This window comes from Lepagella muris (assembly GCF_004793975.1).
Lineage (GTDB): Bacteria > Bacteroidota > Bacteroidia > Bacteroidales > Muribaculaceae > Lepagella > Lepagella muris.
Map to the genome: position 1 here is coordinate 78,794 of NZ_SRYB01000015.1, position 23,925 is coordinate 102,718.

The window sequence follows — 23,925 nt, forward strand, 5'->3', positions numbered from 1 at the left end:
TTTATGACTTAAAAATATCACTAATGCCGTGTTCTGCCCAATAAAGATGGGTATATCCGGCTATTGCATTCTTGTATCGGTATGTAAGGGATTCCACTGGTATCCCTTTAGCATTTTTCTGAGGGAAAGCGGTGGTTGTCACGGGTCTGCTGCCGGATGGTTCGACCCGGGAGTAATGAAACTCATGCCCACGTAGAACCATATTCCCGAAATCAACTTCACGGTATCCGAGTTTCAGACGCGACTCCCTCATGGTGGTTTTCAGAGGGAATACTCCGCACATAGGGTTTCCGTCGATCTCTTCCGTGAGATAAATGAATCCTCCGCATTCTGCGATCACCTTCCTTCCCGATTCGACAAAATCCCTTACTGAAGCTCTCATTGAGGTGTTGGCAGCAAGTTTATCCGCATAAAGCTCCGGGTATCCACCCGGAAGATAGAGAAGATCAGCGTCTGGCAATCGGATGTCGTTGATGGGTGAGAAATATCTCACGTCACCTCCTAAGGCGATAATATTTGCCTTATAGATGAAATTAAACGCCTCATCTGCTGCCACCGCCACCTTGGTGGCGGTCAGACGTGGGATGTCAAGACTGCATCTCTTCGGCTGTGTGGAGGTGGCGTGAAGTATTGCATCAATATCCACGTGGCGTTCTACTTCATCCGCCGCCATATCAATGAAACGTTCCATTTCATCCTGCGATGTCAGTGTCAATCCAAGATGACGGGATGGTATGATCAGATCGGAGCTCTTTTTCATGTATCCGAAACATGAGACGTTGACATCGGCACATGCCTTTTTCAAGAAAGAGAAGTGGCTTTCTGAAGCAACCCGGTTGAATACCACTCCCACCACTTTAATATCCTTCTTGAAATGAGTGAATCCGTAGATTGTAGCAGCCACAGAATATGCTGTTGACGAGGCATCGACAACGAGAATGACAGGCAGACCGATTGTTATGGCAATTCTGGCTGCGCTTCCTTCCCATCCGTTGAAGCCATCAAACATCCCCATCGCTCCTTCGATGACATTGGCACCCGCATTGTCGGAAAAATGGCTGAAGAGACCGCCTGCGTGCTCCGGAGATGACATGAATAGATCAAGGTTGACCGACTCACGTGAGGCGGCGAGAGTCTGGAATTGGGTGTCAATATAATCCGGTCCGCATTTGAAAGGTTGCACGCTTAATCCTCTCCTGCGCAGCGCACGCATGATTCCGAGTGAGAATGTGGTTTTTCCACTGCCGGACGAGGCGGAGGCTATCAGAAATGATGGTTTCATTTTGTAGATTTATTTGATTCTCGAGATAAATATGAGCGAGAGGAATAAAATATGCTTCCGTCATCGGAGAGAAGAATGGATTCAAGATTTCCCGGATAAATACGCGCACATTGCTCATGGCATCTCCGAAGAATCTCTTGAAAAAACATTTCGGCATCGCTTGGCGACAGGATAGACCACAGTTCTCTGGCGATATTCATCCCCGATATAGCAACTGATGCCTCTTGCGAGCAACCGCATTCCCTTGCGACATTGAGAAGGAAATCACGGTTGAAGGTCGTTTTGTGGCTGTGGGTGTCAATATGACCTTCTGCAAGTTTTACAGCTTTCCCTATCAGGATTCCGATGACGAGCGACTCCACCCCAAGATCGCGGGATATGGTCATGATCTCTCCGATGGCATTCCCATAATGTATGAATCCTTGCGGAGGGAGCGCCGGAAATAGTTTTTTCAAAAACTTCTCGCTCTTTGCACCGGAATTGACCACGATCGGTCGGCATCCCATAGCAATAGCCACATTCATCTCGCGGCATAACGATTCCACGAATGCCTCGTGAGAAAAGGGACGCACAATGCCGCTTGTGCCGATGATGGAGACCCCTCCGGATATCCCGACACGGGGATTGAACGTGCGGGCGGCAAGTTCCGCACCCCCTTTCAGGGAGATGGTCACGTCTAATCCTCCGGCATAGAGTGCGGTGAGTTCCTCTGTTATCATGCGTCGGGGCACCGGATTTATGGCAGCCTCTCCCACTTCCAACCCAAGTCCGGGCAACGTCACGATGCCGATCCCTTCACCCCCAGAGAACCGGATTCCTTCATGCCGGGCAAAAGCCACGCGTGCCGATATTTCACTTTTGTCGGTGACGTCGGGATCATCTCCCGCGTCTTTGATGACAGTTGCCGTCGCATCCTCATCTCGGGTCTCTACAGACTTCACCGACATCGCCATCCTTTCACCCTCCGGAATCCTGAAGGTGATCTCCGTTCTCTTTTCTCCCGTCAGCAGAGCGATGAGAGCTGCCTTTGCAGCAGCAGTGGCGCAGCTGCCGGTAGTGAACCCGGTGTGGAGAGGATAGAATTGAGGCAACAGTCTTTCTATGGCACGCCGCAGTCCGTGAGTACCCTCAACTGTTATGAATGATTTCGGGAGGGGGGGACGTCGGACCACGTAGATCAGTATGTTGTGCTGAATGGCTGCCTGAACTTTCTCGGCGAATCCTCCTGATGCGCCGCTCTCCTTCGTGATTATGGCATTGGGATGTAGCTCGGATATAAGGCGTGGCGTGTCGTCAGGTCTGTAATATATGAGGCGGGATGTGGGAAATCCTGCGTCGAGTGCCTTTTTCACGGAATCCTCGCGATCAAGGATTCGGAAAAACGTCTCTCTCTTTTCCCAGAAAGGCTTCAGGGGGGAGATAGTGTTTACCCCGGTGAGAGCTAACAGACGGGTCACGCCGTCATGACGCATCTTCCCGATAGCATCATTGAAATCGGAGCAGGGGATAATATGATCTGATTCGCAATCGGCAGGCAGACGTTCCAGCCTGATCACAGGAATGGCGAGACGGTCAGCTGTCACGGCTACCGTGTCATGCAGACGTGTCGCGAAAGGGTGGGCGGCATCCACAATAATCCGTATGCCATGTTGCTTGCAGAAAGAGAGCATGGAGTCAGCCGACATGGATCCTGAGATCCGGGTCCCGTGGGCACATTCTATTTCCTGCGCGTCGGATAATGTGGAGTAGAAATATCCCCCTTCCCCTTCATCGAGGGTGCTGACAGCTATACGTCCTTCCGTGGTGCCTCCGAATACAAGAATCATTTTCTGAAAAGATGTTTGAAATTGTGGTCATAAAGACGAGAAAGACCCTTTCTGTTGTCTATTGCATCGCCAACGACGAGAAGAGTGGTGAGTGAGAGCCGGTTATCATGGACGATGCGTGCGAGATCAGCAAGCACGCCACGATATATGCGCTCCTCTTTCCACGTGAGTTTATAGCATGCTGCGACAGGGGTCTCCGGAGGATATGCCATAAGGAGTTCCCTCTGCACGTCGTCTACAATAGCCGCGCTGAGATAGATGCACATTGTGCTCCGTGACTGTGCGAGTTTGTGAAGCTGTTCTCGCTCTGGCATCGGCGTGTGTCCCTCTCCTCGAGTCAGGATTATTGTCTGCACTTTCTCCGGTATGGTGAATTGAGAGCGGAGCGCGGCGGCCGCCGCCTGAAAAGATGATATTCCGGGCGTTATGTGGTATGACATGCCGTGGCGGTCGAAGAATGCCATCTGTTCCTGTATCGCTCCATAGATGCACGGGTCGCCGGTATGCAGGCGCACCACGAGCGCACCTCGGTCGTAGAACTCTTTCATGAGGGCAAATTGCTCTGCAAGATTCATAGGCGCAGAACTCCTCACTGTGCATCCCGGTTTTGCATAGTGGGTCAGCTCCACAGGCACAAGGCTTCCGGCATACAGTATGAGGTCGGCTTGCTGAAGGAAACGTTTCCCCCGCACCGATATCAGCTCCGGATCTCCCGGACCGGCACCCACAATCTCAATATGACCTTCCCGTTCGGCATCGGCATCTATTGCCACTGCGAAAGTGAAGTCGGAGCCATCATTGAGTTTGCATTTCTGTTTCTCAATGATCAGTCGCCCCCCGTCAGCACTTTTTAAAGCGCAGCTTTCGGCAACTCCGGGGATGCCTGTGACCTCTGATACTTTTTCAGAAGGATTCGGCACATCGATTCCTTTAAGGTCGTCGGCGGTGTATACATCACATTCATTTAATCCGAAAGCGTTGACGAGGTGAGCAACAGCCCTCTCGTCTTTCTTCAGTGGGATTGTTGCTACAGATTTCACTGACAACGGGCTGACACCAAATCTGATCATAGATTCGGCGATGTGGTTGTAGATCCCGTCGGGATTGCAGTCGCGTCGGCACCCGAAGCCGAGATTCAGCACCTTGGGGCGGAATGATAGGAGCGGTGTGTGGCAGTTGTGAATGAAAGGGGAGACGGAGATAATCAATTCCGCCTCCGGCATCTCATTGCAATCGCAAATGATCCTGACGTTGGGAGGGAGAGTAGATTCAAGCCATCGGGTGCCTTCATCTCTGACGTCTAACAGAAGACCCACAGGTCTGCCATTCACGAGAGTGGCAATCGCCCTGTTCATCTCCTCATGGCTCGCGTCTGCTATCCACCCGAAACGGGGGGCGAGAGTGTCGAGTTGCCATATCCGCGCCATGTCGCTCTGGGTGGTGACTACAGGGTTTGCTCCGAGCGCACGGGCAAGTTGCAGGCATAAAGCGTTGGCGCCGCCGACATGTCCTGACAATACGGAAATCACGTTGTGCCCCAGGCTATCGATACAGACTACCGCAGGATCGGAATATTTGTCGGAGATATATGGTGCTATCGACCGCACACATACCCCCAGAGCTCCGATGAAGACAATCGATTCGCATTCTTGAAAGCGCGCCATATCAAAATCCTTGTAGGAGACCGCCTCAAAATCGGATGAAACGGAGAGAATACGGTCTGCCACAGTGCGTCCGCTGTCATTCAGATATATAATTCTTTTCATAGATATTTCAAGGAGATGTTTTAAATCATTTGGAGGCTTTGATTATCTTTACCGGATTATGGGCATCGTAGCAAAGGAGATGCTCTTCCTGAATCTTACCTCCGCAGCTTTCGACAGAGGATAGGAAGTCACACCGACTTTCGTCACTAACAGAGTTGAACACCACGATGCCATCCGCCGTGAGATTCCCGAAAATACGTCTCATCATTTCAGGGAGCCTTCCTCCGTGGCCGCCGATGAAGACGGCATCCGGAGCGGGGAATGTGGATAGTTCGCAGTCAAGGAAGTCGGCTATGACTGCCTCGATTCCGGGAGTGCCGAAGATCCTGCAATTCTCTTCAAAAATTGCTTTGGATTCTGCGCGACGTTCAAATGAAATGATATCTAATTGCGGAAATCTTAGTTTCGCTTCAATAGATACGGAACCGGTGCAGAACCCTACGTCCCACATCACTCTCCTCTCGGAAAGATCAAGCATAGAGAGGGATAATAGCCTGACCGGCATTTTTGTGATCATGTTATTTCTACCCTCAAGATGCCGGAATAGATTTTCCGGTAGCCCGAAATAGCGTTTGCGAGGATGAGTCATCTTCAGGATTACGCAGTTGGGGAATGCAAAACCCTCTTGCGCCGTCTCTTCAAGAGACATGATGCGTATCCGTTCAGTGTCATTCCCGAGACATTCCCCTACGCTGATCGAATAGTTGTCATAGCCATATCGGAGAAGATGCCGGGCAATCTCGGCAGGAGTCTTGGACCGATCGGTAAGTATCCCAATCAGAGGGTAGCCAGTGATAAGGGCAACATCAAGATTCTTCCACGGACGCCCCGTCAGCGACACATTTTTCATCTCCGCGTAAGGGAGGAGGAGCCGGTGGGAGAGTGTCTGCAATGAATTGAATGAAGGATAGACTGTTATCTCGGTGTCGGGAAATGCACGCTGCAGTGTAGCGGCAAATCCAAAGAATAGAGGGTCACCTGATGCAAACACCACTATCTCATCATGGTCGGTATATTTATCGAAAACGGAAGCAAGCGGCACTGTCACATCAATCCATAACGAGCCGGGGGGGAGCATGGGCGCGACAATATCATGATGACGTTTCCCTCCGGAAAATACTTTCGCAGCCTTGATAGCCTGCATTATTTCCGGAGAGAATGTCTGCATACGGCTATCGGATATACCGATGATTATAAAACGCGTCTCAGACATCTCTTCCGGGTTTTAGCATCCCGGCATCGGGCCAGCACAGGATGGAATTGACAAGAGTGGCGGCAAGGTTGCTTCCCCCTTTTCTCCCCTCCACGATAATCTTAGGTATGTCGGTGAAAGGCTTTACCATGTGTTTGCTTTCACAGACATGGACGAATCCTACAGGGGCAGCTATGATTCCTGCCGGATGTGCCTCACCACGTCTTATCAGGGAACAAAGTTCCATGAGGGCAGTGGGTGCATTACCGAATACATAGAGGGCATCAGGATCCTCTTTCACGGCGAGGCGTATGGCTGCCTGAGTGCGCGTCAAGCCTTTAGATGTCGCCAGCTCCGCTACTTGCGGCTCGTTGAGATAACATTTCACGTTAAGACCGAGACGAGCGAGAGCACCCTTCCTGATTCCGGAAGCAGCCATAGTCACGTCGGTTACGATTGTCTTCACTCCCCCTTCAGTCAACCTCTTGTAGATCCTTTCCACGGCATCCTCATCCACTTTTATTATATTCTCCATATCGAAATCGGCGGTCGTGTGGATGGCATGGAGCAATGGCCATTTCAAGTTGAGTGGGATATCCGGATTGGAAAGCTCCTTTTCAATGGTGCGGAAGCTCTCTATCATGATGGATTGTCCGAGTTTCTCTTTTTCACCGGTCTTGCCGGTGTAGTATCCCCGTGGGGTGACGATATGTCGGTTCCATTCAAATGAATTTGAGTTCCCGATGATGACCACGGTGAACATATCCACATCCTCAGGATCAAACTCCGCAAGATTGGTCACTTTCACAGTTTCTCCGGCACGACCTGCCTGACGCACATAACCAACGGGAGTGGCAGGATGCCTGACGCTCAGAAACAGTTCTTTGAGCCTGTGCAGTTCCCAGTAGCGGCCGTTGCTTTTGGGATTATAGACAGCGGTGACAAAATCAGCATCGGCAGCAGCTTTTATTCGTTGCTCGATGACTTGCCAAGGAGTCATCAGATCGCTGAGTGAGATGACGCAAAAATCGTGACCCATCGGAGCACCGAGGAGAGAGGCGGCTTTCTGGAATGCGCTTATTCCCGGAATCACTTCCACCTCAATGTCGGCATCTTCTCGGCGTATCATTTCAAATACAAGGGGAGCCATACCATATATTCCGCAGTCGCCTGAGCTTATGACGCATACATCACGCCCTTCTGCAGCAATCTCAAACGCCTTCTCAATCCGCGCCTCTTCCTGACGCATGCCGTTCTGAATAATCTCTGCCTTTTCGCAGACGATTCCGGAAATGAAAGGGATGTAGTATTTGTAGCCCACAATGATTTCTGCCTCACGGAGGGCAGTCATGGCGCGTCCCGTCATATCGCCAACGTTTCCGGGTCCTATCCCGATGATTGTGATCTTTGGTCTCATTATCTCATTCCTCTGAGTTTATGAATTGTTGTCGTTGTCTATTATTGAATCTATCTCATCAAGTAGCTCGGCGATTGACTTCACGTCTCTTCCGTTGACAGACAGACATCGAGGGGTAGCCTCAACAAAGACCGAGGAATCCTTTTCGGCGGTGGATATGCCCCGTCGGGTAAGGGCTTTCCTTACCATGTTGAGATGCTGTCCTTCTCCTGTCAGGCTGACTGATCCGTGCATTTCTTGAGATATTTTGAAAAGTCCGTTGTCAATGTCGAACACCACACCGTCGCTATGGAAATAGCGGTTCATTTCCCCGTTCAGGGCAAGGTCTTCCGGGGTGCCGATAGTGACACCATGCGGCTTGTCGATGAGCCATACTTTGTCGGCTATCTGCAGGGCAAGCTCCATATCGTGGGTTGATAGAAAGACTGTCTTGTCTTTCTCGATGGCAAGCCTCTTTAGGAGCTGCAGGATCTCCACTTTGCTCGGATAGTCAAGAAAGGCTGTTGGCTCATCAAGGAAAATGACAGGAGTCTCTTGTGCCAATGCTTTGGCGATCATCACCTTCTGGCGTTCGCCGTCGCTCAGTGTCTGCACCATCCTGCCTCGCAGATTATTGATATTGACAAGGTTGATTGATTCCTCAACCGCCATTTTATCATATTCTGACATCTTTCCCCAGAAACCCGTGTAGGGACTTCTGCCCATAGATATCAGTTCTTCCACAGTCATATTGCTGATGCTCAGTTTCTCAGTGAGTACAACCCCGATCACTTTTGCCAATTCCGGAGCGGAATAATCCTTTAGGGATTTCCCCTCTATGAAGATATCCCCTTGAATAGGGGGGATGAAAGCTGTCAATGTCTTCAGGAGAGTTGATTTGCCTGCACCGTTAGGACCCAGAAGACACGTCAGCTCACCCGATTCAAGGGATGCGTCGATATCACGTGTGATGACGGTGTTGCCCTTTTTAGAGATGTATCCGGTCTCAAGTCCTGAAATTTTTATTGTCTCATTGTTTTTTTTCATACTTCATTTCTTCTTTTGTTGAAAAGCACCCACATGACGACAGGCGCGCCGATAAGAACTGTCACGGAGTTTACCGGAAGCGCACCCTCAAATCCGGGTAATCTGGCGATGAGGTTGCAGAGGAGAGCCAGAGATGCCCCCGCCAGCATGGATGCCGGCAGAATCACTGCGTGGTTAGATCTATGGAATAGACCTCGACAGATGTGAGGGACAGCGAGTCCCAGAAATATAACTGGTCCGCAATATGCAGTCACGACAGCCACCAATATTCCGGAACTTGCTATGACGAGCATACGTGCTCTCTTAATATCGAGCCCGAGATTGCGGGCATAAGAGTCGCCGAGCAGGAGAAGGTTGAGGGTCTTGATAAGTAGGAAGGAGATAGGGAGAAGCACACTCATCAGAAAGATGAATACATTTGTCTGCCCACCTGAAACACGCGAGAAACTTCCGAGCCCCCAAATCACGTAAGCCCTTATGTCTTCCTCGGCACTGAAAAACTTCAGCACGCCAATTATTGCGTTTGCGACGTATCCGATCATGACGCCCATTATCAGAAGGGTCACATTCCCCCTTACTTTTCCGGCAACGAAGGCGATGAGTGCCATTATAAGTAGGGCTCCAAATATGGCGGAAAGGGTGATGGTGACCTCTCCTATTACTCCGAGCTTGCTTAATGTCACACCCCCTATGCTGCCGGAAAGGAGCACTACAAAAGCCACACCGAGACTTGCTCCGGAGCTTATTCCGAGCACAGAGGGACCGGCAAGTGGATTCCGGAATACAGTCTGCATCAGTAGTCCGCTTACTCCCAGACCTGCACCCGCCATGGCAGCGGTGAACGATTGCGGGAGCCTTGACTTCATTATTATGTTGGTCCATATCGGAGACTCATCTTCACTTCCTGTCAGGATATTGTAGATGGCATCTGCTGGAATCTTCACCGAACCGAGGAGAAGGTTAAGGAAAAAGAAAAGCAGAATAGATACCCCCAGGAGGGTCATTATGAGTCCTGTGCGAGTGTGGTTCATTTCTTAAGCAGATGATAATATGCAGGTTGATGGTCAGGCAGGATGTCAGGATGAAACACATGGATGAAGTCAGCGAGCACAACTTCCGGCTCTACGGGCATCCGCTCGTAGAATGGCACCTCATTCATGTTGCAGTAAATGACCCCTTTATTTTTCCATGCCTTGAAATCAGTATAACGGTTGTCGATCTTTTTTAGTGCATCGTAGGAGAAATCTCCATCAAAACTGTTGACAATTCTCCAATAGTCTGCCTCGGAAGCATTTGCATACACCGTCTCGTAGTCAAGGGTGATACCGCCGGATTCGGTATTGTCTTTCAGAAAATAGTCGCCGCCGGCATCACGGAATAGCTGGGCGAGGAAACTTTTCCCACCGACGGCATACCAGTTGCCACCGCGCATCTCCCCGCTGAACACAGTGGGGCGCACCCCGACAGTGTCAACCATTGCTTTCAGCGCGAGATAGCGGCGCTCGATATCCGAAAATATCTCATTTGCTTTTGCCGTGTTTCCCGTAAGGAGTCCCACCACCTTTATCCATTCCGCTTGTCCGAGTGGCGACAGCTCCTTGTAGCCGAGATGGGGGAGGAGCGGGATATCGACGTTGCGTATGGCATCATATCCGCCACGTTTGAAAGGGGAGACGAAAATGACGTCAGGATCTATGGCGATTATGACCTCATTGTCGAAATTTCCCTCGATCCCTATCTTGTGGGTAGTGCCCTCCTTTATCTGACGGTTCATTTTCTCATTATGCAGATGGCGCGTGCTTGTAATACCTACGACCTTTTCCGGAATATCAAGTTTCAGGAAATTTGACAGTTGGAGAGATGTCATGCATATAGCTGACTCTATCGGGATATTGATGCGCTTATATCCTTGCGGTATCTCTCCGATGAAATCCTTATCGGTGAGCGCGAAATGGAATTTTTCCGCCTCTCGGTTCTCAGGGTCATTGATGTCGAGGAGAGTGATATCCCCGCTATTTTTCACGTGGAAACCCTGTGCATATTTAGGAATAACGGTTGCGATTGAGTCAGTTGCCGATGATGCTTCCGCATCATTGGCTCCGGCGGCATTGCGAGCTCCGCATGCTGTCAGCATCACGGCAGCTGCGAGGCAGAGGATATGGATGGCTTTTTTCATATTTATATGGGTGTCTGTTATTCAGGTATGTATATTATTTCTCCGTTCTCAAGTTGATAAGCTGTCCCGACACGTTTCCCTCGGTTGCCTGATGTGGGCGACTCTGTGTCGGAAGGGGTGTAACGATTTATTTTCTCCCCCTCTCTGGTTATGATTTCCATGTTGTCAGTCCCGGGGTTCTTGACAATGGTGAAGTCATCATCAGAGAAAATCTCACTCATGCTGAAATGCGTGGTGAGCGCCACCATAAGAGCCACGGCAAAGACCATCGCTATATCGAATAGATTCGTAAGCATTCCGAGGGGATTATCATCCTCATCGTTGGAGTTGTGAAGAATTGGATTCTGTTTCATATTCCGATAATTTTACGAAGAATGAACCCAATGTCGTTGAAAGAGCGGGCAAAGAAGCGTTTGTCTGACTGAAGCTGCAGGAGACCGATAGCTGCAATGAGCATGCCGATGACGGTCGTGGCAAATGCCACTTGCATGTTGTATGCCATTGATGATATGTCGCCGGCAGAGAGTCCTACGAGAGCGGGTCCCATCGGTATGAGGGTCCCCATGAGTCCGAGCATTGGTCCGAATTTCACTAAGAGTCGGCTTTTCGAGAGTTTCCGCTCTATCTCTATCTGATAGTCTCCCAAAGCATGTTCGCAATAATCAGCATCCGCACTATGACTGACTAACAAGCGCAGACATCTGATTTCCGGCGAATCTTCGAGATCGTTGAGACTATCCAGCGTCTCTTTCAAACTGTCAAGTGAGTAGTTGCCCACCACTGTCTTCAATGCGTCGGAAATGCGACGATGCTCACGAAAGAGATGATAGAATCCGATCGCTCTGATCAATGAGAGCGACAGCAGAAACAATAGGGAAAGGATTACCGGAATCAGTAATCCGTTGGAAATTATAAACAGTATATCTGAGATAGGTTTCATGTCATACCATATAAAATTATACTTGTGATTGTCAGAACGATAGTGATGCCGTATAGTGTGCCGAATCCGGCATTGAGATGGCGACAGATGGCAACACTGCCGGCAAGGAGCAGAACGACAGCAATCCCGGTAAGTATTGAGATAGTCGCGAAGTCGGCTCCCGGAAAAGAGCGTGTGCAGATGCAATCCAAGACTATCATGGGATATAGGATTGAGAAGCCGGGGTATAGACCTGCAATCCGGGGAAGATGTCTGTCAGAAAAGATGTGGCGGAGAAAGAAAATCACGTCTACCGATGCCAAGATAACGGCATATACAATCCATTTCGCTGTCCATATCTCCTGACGGGGGAGTCCGAACATTATCATTGCGATGATGCCGGCGCCTATTCCCCATAGCAGACATAATGCCACACGCATTTTCACGGGCATGAGTGAAATATTCACTATGCATCCCGCAATAGACGCTATGCAAAATATCATCAATATCACTGTCATCGGTTCTCCTTTCTGCCACCGGTTTTATGATTGGCTCTTCTCCGGAATATTACGACGCACCCGTATGCACAAATACACAGTGCTAAGGCAATTATCACATAGAGACCTGTTTTGTCAGGTGAGATTTTCTGCATGAGGTTCCTCTCATCTTTTTTCAGAATTTGGGATCCTGATTGGGCTGCTGTGGCTTTCCCGATCTCTCCGAGGAATTTGTCAGCGTCCTTGGCAGAGAGGTGTGAGGCGGTATACTCCTGAAGTTTCCTGTTTGCACAGACGAATTCCGTGCATGGTGCGCCGTGCCGCCGGGTAATACGGGCATGCATTTCGGCGACGGCAGAGATGCGTTTGTCGTCGGCTTTCCAGAATCCTTTACGTGCGCTTTCAAGCATCGTGGCTGTCATTTCCTGCAGGGCAGCCGGATTCACACGGTTGAAATATTCCTCAATCCCGATCCCATCCTTGTCTGCCACGTATATATCGTAAAGACGGTCATAGATATCATCGGCAAGCACAGAAGGACGCGTGGCACTCCATCCGAAGATGTTTCGAAATATCTCTCCAAACATCTGTGCCGTAGTCGCCCCTCCTTTCATACGGTTCTTGATATATTCGGGGTTTAGGATAGTGGCGCGTGTCTCGACGGCGACTGCCTCTTTTGTGTCTTGCATACGAGGTACCCAAGGATTGCGATAGTCTGCCATGACAGCGTCCGGCTCTTTGCCCCCCAAAGATTTTGCCGCCAGCGACAATGCTCCGGTGAATTCATAAACATGGTCGAGAGATATGGGACCCCACGTGTTGCTCTGGCGTGGCTGTACGATGACGTCTGTGCCGGCAACGGCAGACTTAAACAGGTCTTTATTCATTGTGCCCCAATTGCTGTCGTCGCCATATATGGCGCACATGTTGTTGAGAAAACCATCTACCAGTTGCTCGCGGTCATCCCATTCTCCGGAATTTTCAGTAAAATGAAGCATCCCGGTGCTATATCCGGAGTTGACCGGACCGAACACTCTCATTGTTGAAAGCTCACGTGCTCTTTTTGGCGACTCCCCCTTATCCAAAAGGGCTTTTTCCTGCTCGATAGTGCCTTCTGCCACGAAGTTTGGATATTTGTCATCCTTTGCCGAGGCGGCAAGAGTGACTGCATCGGTGAGCATTTTCAGGCGCGATGACGCTATGTCGCGCAGCTGTCCCGACACCTGCACAAGAATGTTGATTCTCGGGCGGCCCAATTCTTCGGAAGAGGTGAGCTTCAGGTCTATCACGCGCCCTTGCCCGTCGCGCACGGGCTCCACACCGAGCATTCTTAATGCCTGTGCTACGGTCGCACCCTGCGAGGAGATGAATTCTCCCGCCCAGAATGTAAAACTTATTTTCCGAGGATATTCACCATGTTTTTTGAGATAACTATCGAGAGTGTGTTCTGCGAGAACCACACCGTCGTTCCATGCTTTTTCTCCGGGAGTGACTTCTGCATTAATGCTGAACATGTTGCGTCCCATAGGGAGCACGTTGGTGTTTATTACAGGATCTCCGCCTGGTGCCGGGCACAGCGGAATGCCGTTCAGGGCCCCTACCATTGCGTCGATCTCGGCTCCTGCCGATTCTGTGAGAAGTTGGCGTATACGCAAGGCTTCTGCAGCATCGGCAGGAGCCGGGTTGCCTGATAATGCCGATTTGATGTCACGGGATGCTCCTGGATGATAATTGTGGGCGATTAATGCGAAGTCCTGAAGCGATTTTTGAGATATTTTCCCGGCGTGGAAATCATTCTTGGCACGGGAATATGCGAGTTTGTCGGCGGTTATTGCGAGAATACTTTCCGTCATATCGTCACCGGAGTAGGGTACTCCCATTACGTAGTATGCCCCTGTGATTTTTTCATTTGCAAGTTCCTCCAGGAAGGCATCGATTTTTTGCAATTCAAGGGTGGTATATCTCCCTTCCGGGATGGAATCAAGTCCGAGATCCTTGTGGAACCCTTGCGCGATGATTTCCCTCTTTAAGTCTTGGGAATTGGCGGAGGAATTCGAGATAGCCTCATGTATTTTCATCAGAAGGGATGCATATTTTTGCCGTAGCCCGCTTTTTGTGAAGGGTGGTGTAAGATGGGTAACAATCACGGCATGGGATCTTCTTTTGGCAATGATAGCCTCTCCTATGTTTCCAGTGGTATAGAAATAGAAATGCGGTCGGCCGCCGATCAAGACGTCTGCCCAGTCGGATTTTGAGAGGGCAGCGTTTTTACCGGGTGTGAATTCCAGGTTGCCGTGAGTACCGAAATGGATTATGGCATCGGCATCGAATTCATTCTGCATATAGAGGTAGGGAGCTATGTAGGAATGAGGAGGTGCTACGTCAGCACCATGCACGAGTTTGAAATCATCATCGCCGAGTGCGGGACGGGGCTGAGGGAAGAGGAGTATGTTGCCGAATCGGAGGGCTGCCATGCATATAGTGTCGCCACTCGCGAGAAGATTTCCCGGAGCCTTGCCATAACGCATTTCTACCTCGGCGTATTTTTCAGGACTTAGTGTTGTCTCTGCCCATTTTTCATAGAGTCTTTTATCTATACGGATGGGGTTACATTCTTCAATGAATCGTTTCTGAGCGGCAGGAGCATAGGATCCCATCACGCTCCCCTGTTCATTCAGCATCTTCCCGAATTCTTCCATTGAGGAGGGTAGTCCGCTGACGTCATATCCCTCTGCTGACAGACGCGACAGAAAATTATAGAGAGAAGGCACTACCTCCATACCCGAGGCAAGGAGTGCATCTTTCCCTGGCGACTTGAAATAGACTATGGCAATCCTTTTCTCTTTGTCTGGAATCACTTGTAGTCGCATGAATCTGTTGAACTGATCCATGAAAGCATCCACACGTTCCCGCTGAGGAGTGAAGAGGATGTATCCTTCTGGATCCGGATCTTGTGTCGCAATGCATAAAGGCGACATCCCTCCGTCGATTTCAGGCACGACGATTCTGGCATTGAGAGTACCCCCTTCCAACGGTTTTCTGATATCTAGCCATTCCGACTGTGTCTGGGTAAGAGGGAAAGGCATGAAAAGAGGTATCTTGTGGGCATAGACCCAATTCAAAAGAGAGTCATTGCCGAGGCGCCCCATCGGGAAATAGACAATGGCATCAGGGTTAACCTCCTTTATCATTGCGCTGCGTTTCTCTCCGGTAGCTGTGATGGGATAGACATTATATCCGGATTGTGTGAGGCGCGTGACGATTGTATCGACGTGGGCACGGTTGCTTTCCACCGGAAAGCTCACTCCTGAGATGAAAGCCACGTCGCGCCCATCTTGGTGATATAGACCTTTGTCCTTGAGATATTGCGTCAGGGCGTGAGCATCCTTGAAATATTTCCCCGGCTCGAGATGATAGAATAATTCGGATGGTATATTTACGGGAAGATCATAGTCTTGGTCTCCGAGTCGGCGTGGAGTTGAAAGATGACGCACGTATCGGAGAAGATTGCGGTAGTTGGGTCGGCATGGGTTTGCGAAATAAGTCTGCAATGTGGCAGACTGTATGGAATCGAGATTGTGGTTTACGACAAAATTGAAGTTACGTAGTGAGTTGGTGAATACAGGCACTCCATTGTGTGCCGCCTTCTCAAGGTCAGCCATCTGTATGGAGTCAAGATAAAGCCCGCGACCGTACATGAGGACGGCATCATATTTGCTGAAATCGCGGGCTTCTTCCATTGTCGTGCATGTCACGGAAATCAGACGGCTGTCGTTGTTCAGTATAATCTCCGCCTTTTGAGCAGGAAGAGGATTGACCACCAATATTTTGGTGGGTCTCAGTAGGGAATGCCAGACCATAAGGATCGCTATGAGTGCCATAGCAATTCCGATGCATGTCAATACAGTCTTCTTGATACGTGACATAGTTTTCTTGTTGGTTATAAATTCTCTTTCAGATAGGATGCTTTTTGTGCAGAGATATCGGTGACGGGAGTCTCGATTGCCTGACGGATATGGTCAATGTATATGTTTTGTATTTCAGGAATCTCTCCGAGACCTTCAATTACGGAAGAGACGTTGAATCCATCCTTACCGAGCATCTCTTTCCATTCTCCATCGATATCATTACGTGCATGGTCTCCGGCGACAAACATGAAAGGGATGAGTGTGACATTTTTCACGCGTCCGTTCTTCAGACGTTGGAGAGTCGTCATATACGTCGGATAACCCTCTACTGTCGCGACATGGAAGGATGGTGCCCCACCTGACGTAAACATATAGTCCATCTGAGAGTATATGGAAGTGGCGGGAGTTGAAGTGCCATGTCCGATCAGCACGACAGCGTTGTTCTTGCCGATATATTTGGCGTAGCGTGCAGAGAGAATCTTGACCACATTCTCACAGTCATCAACAGAGTATAGTAAAGGATTCCCTACCCGAATATCGGAGAAGAATGGGGTCATGAGAGATGCCTCCTTACGGAGAGTCTCCACCTCTATGCCACAAATAATGTTTGTCGGTTGCACCACGACGTGAGTGTATCCGTCGGCTGCCAGACGTAAGAGGGCTTCCGTCGGTGTTGATTTGTGCATGCCTCGTTTGGAGAGCCTCTTTATTATTATGCGTGAGGTGTAGGCTTCTGTAACTTTCACTCCCGGAAACGTGTCCTTTACCATTGTATTTATGGCATCAATAGTGGCAGCACGCGTATCGTCGAATGTAGTGCCGAAATGCACCATAAGTATAGCTGTCTTATCTTTGGGCATATCTTTTAAATCCTGTGCCTTCATAACAATGAAGGCTACGAATATCAGAAGAAAAGTAATTGTTCGTCTCATGTCGTCGGTTTTTAGGACCGGTCGTCGTGTTCATCTGTTACCGACGACCGGTCTGGATTAAATAAAATGTAGGTATTCTGTATTATTTCACGTTTTCCACTACACGGATCTGCTCGAAATAATAACCTGACGCCATTGTTGCTCCGAGCGATGTCGAGTTTGTCTTGACATCATAGATATAGATTTGAGGTTTCTGATTCTCTGCATCTACTCCGATATATGCCTTGTGGTTGACGTATGCCATACGCGAGGAGAATCGTCCGCTGCTGTAGGGTAGGGCGGCACCGTTGTATGTGATTGGGGTGCTCGTTTTCGTCACTACGTCGATGACTGTATAGTAATGGCTGAACGAATCTATGCCGGTTCCCGCTTTGTCGTCGCGTGCGTATGCAAGTGCCTTATTGTCTCCAATATAAAGAATGGAGACAAGTTTCCCACCTGCTGTGAACCCATCATAATTCTTATCAAATGAGGTTGAGCCTGCCGGAATCTTGAGGAGGTGGCTTATCTCATTGCCGTCGGCATCATCGGTCACGCATGCGATATATAGATTGTTGTTGCCGTCAATGAAGGTGGTGGTCTGAAGGAGTTCGCCGTAGGCAGTGCCCACCATCTCGCAGTCAAGGAAGCAAGGTGTGTCGCTTTCGACTGCCATTGTAGCCGGGTCTATGACGGCAGTCATCATAGGCGTGACACGTTTTCCGCGTTTCCCACCCGTCTTAGCATAATAGAAATAGAATAGCTTATTGTCTGACTGACGGTAGGTGAGTATTCCGGAAGTGGTGTAGATTTCGCCACCTTCCGGCATTTTCACATCGAGAGTGCCTTCCGAGATGATTGACATATCGTCGGAATTCAGTTTTGTCCAGATAATCTTGTTTGCGTCGCCGTTGGCTGCCATGATGATGAGAGTGTTGTCAGAGATCCATGCATGGGTGTATTTGCGTGTATCGTAGGTGTTGTCCTTAAATCGACGCTCCTTTACCACCTCAATCTTATTGTCGGTGATGGTGTATTTTGCGAAACGGTCGCCGGAAACGGGCACCTGATAGTAATACCCACCCTTCAGGATAGTTTCCAAGGAGAGGATTGAATTGACCTCTGTGCCCACACCCTTGAAAGTGATTTCCGGTTGGTCGGCATCAAGCGAGTTGAGGCTGCGCACTAGAGTCTGTACATCCCTTCCCATTCCCCCATGACGGTCAAGAGCAACCCAGAGATCGAAGTGATAGTCCTGGATGATTGTTGGGTCATCTGGGATTTCGGGTTTGTCATCGTCTGAACATGCTGTCGGCAGGATGCACATGAAAAGTGCAAACAGCTGAAGGATACTGAATTTGAATTTCTTCATAAGTGATTGATATTTATTGGTTGGTGAATAATCAATGTACTTTCTGCTCCCACTTCGGTAACATTTGGAGAAGAGGCTGAGGAGAGATTGAAGTTCATTTTAGGAAAATACGGAATTTTGCAGCAAAACTGCGTCCCGGTTTCGGAAGCATATAGTTGTCATACGCAAGGCGGTCAAACAGATTATTACATTCCAGCGAGATGTTGAATCGGTCTGCTTGCCAGGAGTAAGATAATGAGAGGTCGGTGATATTCTGTGTTGGGATACGGGCTTTAGTGGAGATGGCTCCGAATGCTTCCCAATTCAGGAAGTACCAATGGATGTATTGGTGAGCGACTCCGACATTCAGTTGGTCAGTTTTGGATATAATGTTGTGGAATGAGTAGGTGGTTTCCATATTCCCAAACATCCAGGGGCGGTTGGGAACGCGGTTCTTGTAGGTGGCGGAAGGATTGCCGTCGGTCTTATATTTCTTAAGGTCGCGGGCATCGTTCCAGCTCCCGTTTATGGAAATCTTCAGACGGTCTTCCCAGAAATATGACACGTCGAAATCGAATCCTTTGATATGTATTGCAGGCTCGTTGACGTATTGCATCATCCCTTCACGCTCGGAGACAGTGGCACGTATGAAGTTCTGTACGTGACGTATGAAGCCATTCGCCTCGTAGGTAAGATGATTGGCATCTCCAAAAAAACATGACCCGAAGATGCCTGCATTATAGTTGTTGCTTTGTTCTGGTTTCAGCGCGAGGTTGGCGTAGACAGTGGTTCCGTTTCCAAGAAGTTCCCTGGAGAGAGGGAGCCTGACACTATGTTCGTATGAAGCCTTCACAGCAAAGGGTTCGCACAAGGCATATCGGCTCCCGATGCCGGCTCCCATATAGTTCTTGGTTGCGTTGGTGTCTATCTTATCCGAACCTGTGATTGTGAAATCATTGGTCTGTCTTATGTGGAGCGTGTTGATATAGTCTTTCACAAAGTAGGATGTCTGCCACTTTTGGTCAAAGAAGGACTGTGAATATGTGAGCGACAATATGTGTTTTGTCACAACATCATTTGTGGGTTCAAACAACTTGTCAACCTTGTCATGCCTATCATTTCCCCTTCTGTTGAACATATAGTTGAATGCAAAGGAGTTATGCTCATTGAGTTCATAGTCAATTCCGGCATTGATCATGGTCAAGGGGCGATTATATACCCTTATTGTCCGCGCATGGTTTGTCATCTCGTTGCCTGACGATGGGAGCCATGAACCGTCCCAGGAATATTTGCGGTATGCCGTGTCGACAGTCTCGCTATGATCAAGGGTGTGGGATATGTTGATTCGGGAGGCGATATCACCCCATCGTTTTGAGTATATGGCAGAGAAAGCCAGTGAGTGGGAATGACGTTCCGCCTTACCATACACTTTGTTCTGCATGGCTCCTGTCTGGATCTCTTTGTCGACAGCGTTGTAGGATACCCCTAAGAAGAACATGTCGGCCCATCCGACATTATTTACGCCCGCTTCAAGTTGTCCGAATATGGAGAGATAGTCGTCGTGGAAACGCCGGCGGTCAGTGAGTATGTACCGTTCTTCATCCTCGTCCCATATCTCCACCCCTTTCATCTTGTAGTCGTTTTTGGAGTAGTTGACCCCTACTGTGGGGCGTAGTGCAATTGCAGTGCGGGGTATGAACCATTGTCCTGTCAGATCGGCGGTATGCGTATGAAAAGATCCGATGCCATAGGATGCATCCAGGAAATTCTGACGTTTTTTCTTGGTTATGATGTTGACGGCTCCACCCAATGCGTCGGCACCAAGGTGAGAGGGGACCACGCCTTTATAAAGCTCCACACGTTCGACTATATTCAGGGGGATATTTTCCAGCGATACCCCGGAACCTTTTGACTCCAGGGGCACTCCGTCAATAAAATAGCGTATGGAATTGCCCGACATGCCGTTTATGGTCAGGTCAAAGTCAGAGCCGACTCCCCCTTCACGGCGCACTTTCACTCCGGCTGTGCGATTGACAAGATCGTTGATGGTGACCATCCTGTTTATGTCGGGGGCTATTTCCAGGGCATTTACTGCAAACACCCCCTCTTCAAGTTTTCGGGCAGCAGATTTTCCAAAGACTTTCACCTCATTGAGATCAACAGATTGTCGATCTTTAATGGAGTCATTGCCATGGACAGTGGATTGCGCCAGTGCCGGCAGTTGGCTGACGAGAATTGTGGATAGGAATAAAAGAGATTTCATTCCGGTAGTCTGCTTGCTCATTGACTGAAAGATTTGTAGGCATTATCACGCAGCAGACCGTAAAAGCACTCCTCTATGCCGGGGATGACATGGAAAAAGTAAAAGCGCATTGACGTTTTGTGGTGATATAACCCGAAAACTACAAAACTATATGTTGTCCTGGCAGGTCTCCTGACTTATCCTGACTTCCCGGCGCCTTCCCATCGTTGACAGCGACAGTGGCATTATGCCGGGAGTTGTGGTAGGAATTACAGTAGCGGGTCTGTTCCGGATTTTCACCGGATTCCCTTTTCACGCATTGTGCGCACCAGAACGTGGCGCAAAGTTACAACTAAAATCTAAAATCACAAAATTCACAACCGTTTTTTTGAAGCCGGTCGTGAGGGTGGGGTTGGGATAATCCTATGGTTTCCCAATTTCCCTGGCTTCGCGGAATAGAATGGGATCGACATGGCAATATCCGTCAGGATTCTTATACAGATAGTCCTGATGATACTCTTCGGCAGGATAGAAATTGATAAGTGGTGAATGTTCCACAGCAATCGGTTTGTCATAATGGGTCTGTAGGGCGGCTATTTGGGATTCTATTACCGCAGAGTCTGCTGAGTCGGTATAGTATATTCCGGTGCGGTATTGCGTGCCTATATCCCCTCCCTGTCTGTTGATGCTCAGAGGATCAATACTTCTGAAATATAGCGACAGTAAAGAGGAGAGCGACACTTTTTGATCATTGTATACCACCATGACGGTCTCAGCAGCATTGGTGATGCCTGTGCATACAAGTTTATATGACGGATTCTCCACAATGGAGTTGGCGTAACCGGCGGTAGCAGAGACTACGCCCGGCACTAAAGAAAACAGGTGGGCGGTTCCCCAGAAGCATCCTCCTGCAAGGTATATGGTCTTATTCATATTTTTAGTTTTAATAGAGTGGTGAATTTATTTTTGGAGATGCCGGATTCTAAATGAATAAGGGGGTAGCGGTCAGAGTAGCGTGTAGCCTCCTGTGAGCGGCGCGCCGTTGCCCCATTCACATTCAGTGGAGGTGGCATAGTTGAAATTGTATTTGGCGATGCCGAGGTCGATGAGGTTCTTGGGGTTGGAATCGTCCACGCGGGCGCAGAGCGCGTCGCCGGCGCTGTCATGGCGCAGGAATATGCGGGTGGGTCGCTTGTTGAGTGCGGAGGGGGCACATGCCACTGCCTCAAGCCCGACGGTCAGAAACGGGAATTTGCCAATCGCCTCAGTAAGATCTCCGGAGGGCTCGAAGAATTGCTCCGCGTCCATTCTCTTCAGATGAACCATCTTCGCCATTATCTTCGCCATGAATTTTGTCTTCTCTGCCGGATAACCGAGAAGCACAAGAAACAGCACCTTCTCTCCGGCGCGTAGCTGTACCTTCACCTTGCTTTCATTATAGGTGCCACCGACGAAACAGCTCCCCACGCCCAGCTCACAGGACTTTATCACCACCTGTTCCGCATAATAGCCCGCCCTTTCGAGCACGTCGGGAGTGGCGGTATCTACTACAGCTGCCATGTAGTTTCGGGGGTTGGTGAAGACTCCATAACTCTTGCTGAAGCCTGCCAATGGGTCGGGATCATTGGTGATCAACTGGAATTTCAGCCCCTGTTGATGGGTGTTGATCATCGTAATGCACGCCTTCAGCTTCTTGACGTGAGTATCCGAGAGAGCCTCCTCTCGGAAGGCCCTCACGGAGTGGCGTGACTGTAAGGTCTGTAATGGGGTCATCATTCGTTGTTTATACAGTTATTTATATCAGCTGAGTCATTATCGGCAGAGGATGATTCCTCCGGTTGCCTAAGTTCGAGACGCACCACATTCTCCACATGATGAGTGTGGGGGAACATATCGACAGGCTGCACTGCCGTGACCTTATATCTCGCATCAAGTAACGCAAGATCGCGTGCCTGCGTGGCGGGATTACAGCTCACGTAGACTATGACGGCAGTGGAGGCGTTGAGGATAACCTTCACCACATCCTCATGCATACCTGCACGCGGTGGGTCTACAATCATGACGTCAGGAACCCCATGACGGCGTACAAACTCATCCGTGAGTATATCCTTCATGTCGCCTGCATAGAAGAGGGTATTGTCAAGACCATTGACCGAGGCATTCAATTTGGCATCCTCGATCGCCTCCTCCACGTATTCAATACCGATGACCCGGCTTGCCTGGCGCGCCACGAAATTGGCGATTGTGCCGGTGCCGGTATAAAGGTCGTAGACCAAGGGTTTCTTCCCGTCATTATTCCCCTTCGGGTCAAGTCCGGCGAACTCCCTCGCCACTTTATAAAGCTCGTAGGCCTGGAGCGAATTGGTCTGATAGAAGGATTTCGCATTTATACGGAATCTGAGTCCCTCCATCTCCTCCTCTATATATTCCGGACCGCTGAATGCTATCACCTCCTGATCAGCTATCGAATCATTGAGTTTCCTGTTGACCACGTAGAGCAGTGACGTGATCTCCGGGAATCTCTCCTTTATAGCGGTCAGAATCTCGGCGATACGTTCGCGGTCGTCCTCTCCGAACGTCAGGCACACCATTATCTCCCCGGTGGAGGCGATACGGAGCATGAGCGTGCGGAGGAGTCCGTGGTTCTCCTTTATATTATAAAAGGAGTAGCCGTGGCTCTCGGCGAAGTCATATATGAAATTGCGTATCTCATCCCCCTTGGTATCCTGTAGATGGCAGTTGTCGATATGCAGCACCTTGTCGAAGGCTCCGGGGATATGGAATCCAAGGGCGTTGCTGCTGTCGGCGAACTCCTTCCCGGATCTTATATCCTCCCATGAACGCCATTTTTTGTTGGAGAATGTGTATTCCATCTTATTCCGGTAGCCCCAGATGTTGTCAGAGCCGAGGGTAGGGCGGATCTCCGGCAGATCCACTTTTGCAATCCTCTCAAGGGCATCCGCCACAATGCGATGCTTATGCCTGAGCTGCTCCTGATAAGGGATATGCTGCCATTTGCATCCTCCGCACGTGCCGAACGAAGGGCAACGTGGAGCCATGCGGATAGGGGATGGCTCCACAATGCGGGTGATGTGAGCCTCTGCATAACTGTGTTTCTTCTTGTCGATCTTCAGATCCACGATATCGCCCGGAGCGGCGTATGGGATAAACACTACGATGGGCGTCTCATCCGTCTCACGGAGCTTCACGCGGGCTATCGCCTTGCCCTCGGCAGCCACGCCGGAAACCTCCACTCCATGCAATTCGGGTAGTTCTTTTCTTTTTCTTGCCATTTTTGACACTATTTAATGATGCAAAATTAGTGAATTTCCCAAAGATTTTATAAATTTGCACATCGAAAATGATATACTTTGAAAATCTAAGTAGAAAAACCCAAAAACAGACACTTTAG

18 protein-coding genes and 1 riboswitch are annotated in these 23,925 nt (G+C 49.5%); all 18 genes read right to left on the reverse strand.

Annotated elements, in window-relative coordinates; translation table 11 throughout:
* Position 1: 1 nt before the first annotated feature.
* Complete coding sequence (locus E5331_RS11190; RefSeq protein WP_123481116.1) at positions 2–1,282, reverse strand: cobyrinic acid a,c-diamide synthase CobB; 1,281 nt, start codon at positions 1,280–1,282, stop codon at positions 2–4.
* The gene (cbiD, locus tag E5331_RS11195; RefSeq protein ID WP_123481115.1) at positions 1,279–3,108 is read right to left on the reverse strand and encodes a cobalt-precorrin-5B (C(1))-methyltransferase CbiD; all 1,830 of its coding nucleotides are present in this window, start codon (positions 3,106–3,108) and stop codon (positions 1,279–1,281) included. The genes E5331_RS11190 and cbiD overlap by 4 nt, the downstream gene beginning before the upstream one ends.
* Complete coding sequence (gene cobM, locus E5331_RS11200; protein WP_123481114.1) at positions 3,105–4,874, reverse strand: precorrin-4 C(11)-methyltransferase; 1,770 nt, start codon at positions 4,872–4,874, stop codon at positions 3,105–3,107. The genes cbiD and cobM overlap by 4 nt, the downstream gene beginning before the upstream one ends.
* Before the next feature lie 25 nt (positions 4,875–4,899).
* A complete protein-coding gene (gene cbiE, locus E5331_RS11205) occupies positions 4,900–6,087 on the reverse strand; it encodes a precorrin-6y C5,15-methyltransferase (decarboxylating) subunit CbiE (protein WP_123481113.1) in 1,188 nt (395 codons plus the stop codon).
* Positions 6,080–7,486 (reverse strand): precorrin-3B C(17)-methyltransferase, encoded by a 1,407-nt coding sequence (gene cobJ / locus E5331_RS11210; protein WP_135984868.1) that lies wholly within the window; start codon positions 7,484–7,486, stop codon positions 6,080–6,082. Before cobJ ends, cbiE begins: the two co-directional genes overlap by 8 nt.
* A 15-nt stretch (positions 7,487–7,501) precedes the next feature.
* Positions 7,502–8,509: an ABC transporter ATP-binding protein gene (locus tag E5331_RS11215; RefSeq protein ID WP_123481111.1), complete on the reverse strand. Its 1,008-nt coding sequence runs from the start codon at positions 8,507–8,509 to the stop codon at positions 7,502–7,504.
* Positions 8,506–9,540: an iron ABC transporter permease gene (locus E5331_RS11220; RefSeq protein WP_168355215.1), complete on the reverse strand. Its 1,035-nt coding sequence runs from the start codon at positions 9,538–9,540 to the stop codon at positions 8,506–8,508. The genes E5331_RS11215 and E5331_RS11220 overlap by 4 nt, the downstream gene beginning before the upstream one ends.
* Positions 9,537–10,685 (reverse strand): ABC transporter substrate-binding protein, encoded by a 1,149-nt coding sequence (locus tag E5331_RS11225; protein WP_135984870.1) that lies wholly within the window; start codon positions 10,683–10,685, stop codon positions 9,537–9,539. Before E5331_RS11225 ends, E5331_RS11220 begins: the two co-directional genes overlap by 4 nt.
* 17 nt (positions 10,686–10,702) lie before the next feature.
* Positions 10,703–11,038: a DUF2149 domain-containing protein gene (locus E5331_RS11230; protein WP_123481109.1), complete on the reverse strand. Its 336-nt coding sequence runs from the start codon at positions 11,036–11,038 to the stop codon at positions 10,703–10,705.
* On the reverse strand, positions 11,035–11,625 hold the full coding sequence (locus tag E5331_RS11235) for a MotA/TolQ/ExbB proton channel family protein (protein WP_123481108.1): 591 nt from the start codon (positions 11,623–11,625) through the stop codon (positions 11,035–11,037). The genes E5331_RS11230 and E5331_RS11235 overlap by 4 nt, the downstream gene beginning before the upstream one ends.
* Positions 11,622–12,122 (reverse strand): hypothetical protein, encoded by a 501-nt coding sequence (locus E5331_RS11240; protein ID WP_123481107.1) that lies wholly within the window; start codon positions 12,120–12,122, stop codon positions 11,622–11,624. Before E5331_RS11240 ends, E5331_RS11235 begins: the two co-directional genes overlap by 4 nt.
* Positions 12,119–16,027, reverse strand: a complete 3,909-nt coding sequence (locus tag E5331_RS11245; RefSeq protein WP_275441182.1) for a cobaltochelatase subunit CobN — start codon at positions 16,025–16,027, stop codon at positions 12,119–12,121. The genes E5331_RS11240 and E5331_RS11245 overlap by 4 nt, the downstream gene beginning before the upstream one ends.
* A gap of 14 nt (positions 16,028–16,041) precedes the next feature.
* Positions 16,042–16,941: a sirohydrochlorin cobaltochelatase gene (locus E5331_RS11250; protein ID WP_123481106.1), complete on the reverse strand. Its 900-nt coding sequence runs from the start codon at positions 16,939–16,941 to the stop codon at positions 16,042–16,044.
* A gap of 82 nt (positions 16,942–17,023) precedes the next feature.
* Complete coding sequence (locus E5331_RS11255) at positions 17,024–18,292, reverse strand: hypothetical protein (RefSeq protein ID WP_123481105.1); 1,269 nt, start codon at positions 18,290–18,292, stop codon at positions 17,024–17,026.
* Between the two features lie 94 nt (positions 18,293–18,386).
* Entirely contained in the window at positions 18,387–20,555 is a 2,169-nt protein-coding gene (locus tag E5331_RS11260) for a TonB-dependent receptor domain-containing protein (RefSeq protein WP_123481104.1), read from the reverse strand.
* Between the two features lie 123 nt (positions 20,556–20,678).
* Positions 20,679–20,861, reverse strand: a riboswitch (cobalamin riboswitch).
* 75 nt (positions 20,862–20,936) lie between these two features.
* The gene (gene msrA, locus E5331_RS11265) at positions 20,937–21,446 is read right to left on the reverse strand and encodes a peptide-methionine (S)-S-oxide reductase MsrA (RefSeq protein WP_123481103.1); all 510 of its coding nucleotides are present in this window, start codon (positions 21,444–21,446) and stop codon (positions 20,937–20,939) included.
* Positions 21,447–21,518: 72 nt separating this feature from the next.
* Positions 21,519–22,289 carry a nitroreductase family protein gene (locus E5331_RS11270; RefSeq protein WP_123481102.1) on the reverse strand — a complete coding sequence of 257 codons (771 nt, stop codon included), beginning with the start codon at positions 22,287–22,289 and terminating at the stop codon, positions 21,519–21,521.
* The gene (gene rlmD, locus E5331_RS11275; RefSeq protein ID WP_135984872.1) at positions 22,286–23,806 is read right to left on the reverse strand and encodes a 23S rRNA (uracil(1939)-C(5))-methyltransferase RlmD; all 1,521 of its coding nucleotides are present in this window, start codon (positions 23,804–23,806) and stop codon (positions 22,286–22,288) included. Before rlmD ends, E5331_RS11270 begins: the two co-directional genes overlap by 4 nt.
* Between the last annotated feature and the right edge of the window lie 119 nt (positions 23,807–23,925).

Excerpts from the sequence above, each read along its gene's own strand:
- E5331_RS11190 (WP_123481116.1), bottom strand. The coding sequence starts at position 1,282 with ATGAAACCATCATTTCTGATAGCCTCCGCCTCGTCCGGCAGTGGAAAA.
- cbiD (WP_123481115.1), bottom strand. The coding sequence starts at position 3,108 with ATGATTCTTGTATTCGGAGGCACCACGGAAGGACGTATAGCTGTCAGC.
- cobM (WP_123481114.1), bottom strand. The coding sequence starts at position 4,874 with ATGAAAAGAATTATATATCTGAATGACAGCGGACGCACTGTGGCAGAC.
- cbiE (WP_123481113.1), bottom strand. The coding sequence starts at position 6,087 with ATGTCTGAGACGCGTTTTATAATCATCGGTATATCCGATAGCCGTATG.
- E5331_RS11215 (WP_123481111.1), bottom strand. The coding sequence starts at position 8,509 with ATGAAAAAAAACAATGAGACAATAAAAATTTCAGGACTTGAGACCGGA.
- E5331_RS11220 (WP_168355215.1), bottom strand. The coding sequence starts at position 9,540 with ATGAACCACACTCGCACAGGACTCATAATGACCCTCCTGGGGGTATCT.
- E5331_RS11225 (WP_135984870.1), bottom strand. The coding sequence starts at position 10,685 with ATGAAAAAAGCCATCCATATCCTCTGCCTCGCAGCTGCCGTGATGCTG.
- E5331_RS11230 (WP_123481109.1), bottom strand. The coding sequence starts at position 11,038 with ATGAAACAGAATCCAATTCTTCACAACTCCAACGATGAGGATGATAAT.
- E5331_RS11235 (WP_123481108.1), bottom strand. The coding sequence starts at position 11,625 with ATGAAACCTATCTCAGATATACTGTTTATAATTTCCAACGGATTACTG.
- E5331_RS11240 (WP_123481107.1), bottom strand. The coding sequence starts at position 12,122 with ATGACAGTGATATTGATGATATTTTGCATAGCGTCTATTGCGGGATGC.
- E5331_RS11245 (WP_275441182.1), bottom strand. The coding sequence starts at position 16,027 with ATGTCACGTATCAAGAAGACTGTATTGACATGCATCGGAATTGCTATG.
- E5331_RS11250 (WP_123481106.1), bottom strand. The coding sequence starts at position 16,941 with ATGAGACGAACAATTACTTTTCTTCTGATATTCGTAGCCTTCATTGTT.
- E5331_RS11255 (WP_123481105.1), bottom strand. The coding sequence starts at position 18,292 with ATGAAGAAATTCAAATTCAGTATCCTTCAGCTGTTTGCACTTTTCATG.
- E5331_RS11260 (WP_123481104.1), bottom strand. The coding sequence starts at position 20,555 with ATGAGCAAGCAGACTACCGGAATGAAATCTCTTTTATTCCTATCCACA.
- msrA (WP_123481103.1), bottom strand. The coding sequence starts at position 21,446 with ATGAATAAGACCATATACCTTGCAGGAGGATGCTTCTGGGGAACCGCC.
- E5331_RS11270 (WP_123481102.1), bottom strand. The coding sequence starts at position 22,289 with ATGATGACCCCATTACAGACCTTACAGTCACGCCACTCCGTGAGGGCC.
- rlmD (WP_135984872.1), bottom strand. The coding sequence starts at position 23,806 with ATGGCAAGAAAAAGAAAAGAACTACCCGAATTGCATGGAGTGGAGGTT.